The sequence below is a fragment of the Microbacterium sp. 69-10 genome (genome assembly GCF_001897945.1).
Classification (GTDB): Bacteria; Actinomycetota; Actinomycetes; order Actinomycetales; family Microbacteriaceae; genus Microbacterium.
This window is the reverse complement of sequence record NZ_MKRT01000026.1, coordinates 40984-42962: the sequence shown is the minus strand read 5'-3', so window position 1 is coordinate 42962 and position 1979 is coordinate 40984. Positions and strand designations below refer to the sequence as shown.

The following is a 1979-nucleotide window of genomic DNA, read 5'->3' as shown; positions in this document are numbered from 1 at the left end:
CCGGGTGCCCCTCGGCCAGGAAGCGCAGCGCCTCGGGCGCCTGCGAGAGCGGGTACTCCCGCGCCATCGGCACGACGAGATCGCCGCGTTCCGCGGCCTCGACCAGGCGGATGCGCACCGCGTCGCGGAAGCGCGCCGTCTCAGGATCCGAGCCAGAGCTCGCCTGGAATCCGTGCTCGGCGGCATGCCTGGGCGCCGCGATGGTCACGATCCTCCGCCGATCGCCGACGAGAGCGAGGGATGTCTCGGTGGCCTCCGCCGTGCCCGCCGCATCCAGCGCGGCGTCGATCGTCTCGACGCCGGCCTCCTCCATCGCCGCGCGGATGCGCCCCGCCAGGCCCTCGCCGTACGGCACAGGAACGCCTCCGAAGCGACGCACCGCGTCAAGACGCGCGGGGCTCGCCGTGCCGATGATCCGGATGCCGCGCGCCGCGGCCTGCTGCAGCACGCTCGCGCCGACGGAGCCGGAGGCGGCGTGCAGCAGCAGCGTCTCCCCCGGTCTCGCGTCGACCGCGTGCAGCATCGCGGATGCCGTCGAGCCGGCCAGCAGCAGGTTCGCCGCCTCGGCGTGCGTCAGCGCAGCGGGCTTGCGCAGCACCTTCTGCGCCGGGACCGTCAACTCGGTGGCATAGCCCCCGTTCACGCGGAACGCGATCACCTCGTCGCCCACCGCGACCGGGCCGGTGACGATCTCGGTGTCCGCGCCGACGGCGGTGACGACGCCCGAGACCTCGTAGCCGATCGGCGCGGGGAACTCGACGCCGGGGCGCGCGGAGGCGACATGCTTGGCATCCGCGGGATTGACGCCCGCAGCGCGCACGCGGATCGTGACCTCCCCGGGTGCGGGCGCCGCCACCTCGTACTCCTCGAAGCGCCAGGCGTCCGGCGTCCCGGGCTCGATCGCGACCCAGTGCAGGGCCGTCCGCTGCGGCGCCATGTCAGAACCCGAGGCGTCCGAGTTGCTTGGGGTCGCGCTGCCACTCCTTGGCCACGCGCACATGGAGCTTGAGGAACACACGGGAGCCGAGCAGCTCCTCGATGCCCACGCGCGCGGCGGTCCCCACGTCGCGCAGACGCGCGCCCTTGCGTCCGATGATGATGGCCTTCTGGCTGTCGCGCTCGACGACGATCGACGCGTACACGTCGATGATGTCGCTGTCCTCGCGAGGCTCGACGTCGTCGACCACCACGGCGATCGAGTGCGGCAGCTCGTCGCGCACGCCCTCCAGGGCGGCCTCGCGGATGATCTCGGCGATGCGGTCCTCGTCGGACTCGTCGGTGACGACGCCGTCCTCGTACAGCCGCGGCCCTTCGGGCATCAGCAGCAGCATCTCGTCGGCCAGCACGTTCAGCTGATCGCGGCCCATCGAGCCGTCGCCGAGCGCCGACAGCGGGATGACCGCGGCCCAGTCCTCACGCAGCGAGTCGACCTCCATGAGGCGCTCGACGATGTCGTCCTTGTCGGCGGCATCCGTCTTCGTGACGATCGCGACCTTCTTCGCCCGGGGATAGCCATCCAGCGACGCCGCGATGCGGCGATCGCCCGGCCCGACCTTCTCGGTCGCGGGCACGCAGAAGCCGATCACGTCGACGTCGCCGAGCACCTGATCCACCAGGTCGTTCAGCCGCTCGCCGAGCAGCGTGCGGGGCTTGTGGATGCCGGGGGTGTCGACGATCACGAGCTGCCCGTCCGGGCGGTTCAGGATGCCGCGGATCGCCCGCCTCGTGGTCTGCGGCTTCTCGCTGGTGATGGCGATCTTCTCCCCCACCAGCGCGTTGGTCAGCGTGGACTTGCCGACGTTCGGCCGTCCCACGAACGTCACGAATCCGCTTCGGGTGCTGTCAGTCATCTGCGCGTCCTCCATCGACGTCTTCATTCTCCTCCGGCGCGCGCTCCACGAACACGGTCGCGATCCCTCGCCCCCGGCCGCGAGAGGCCCCGCCGGTGAGCACCAGCCCGTCCACGGATGCCGTCGCCC

General features: G+C 71.8%; 2 protein-coding genes. Both read right to left on the bottom strand.

All coding sequences use genetic code 11. From position 1 onward, the window contains the following. A partial coding sequence (locus tag BGN97_RS14000) for an NADP-dependent oxidoreductase (protein ID WP_292702717.1) occupies window positions 1-937 on the bottom strand: 937 nt, incomplete at its 3' end. A 1-nt stretch (window position 938) separates the two neighbouring features. After that, entirely contained in the window at window positions 939-1850 is a 912-nt protein-coding gene (gene era / locus BGN97_RS13995; protein WP_292702715.1) for a GTPase Era, read from the bottom strand. Between the last annotated feature and the right edge of the window lie 129 nt (window positions 1851-1979).

Bases quoted from the DNA above. Each gene is read 5' to 3' on its own strand.
- era (WP_292702715.1), bottom strand. From the start codon at position 1,850: ATGACTGACAGCACCCGAAGCGGATTCGTGACGTTCGTGGGACGGCCG.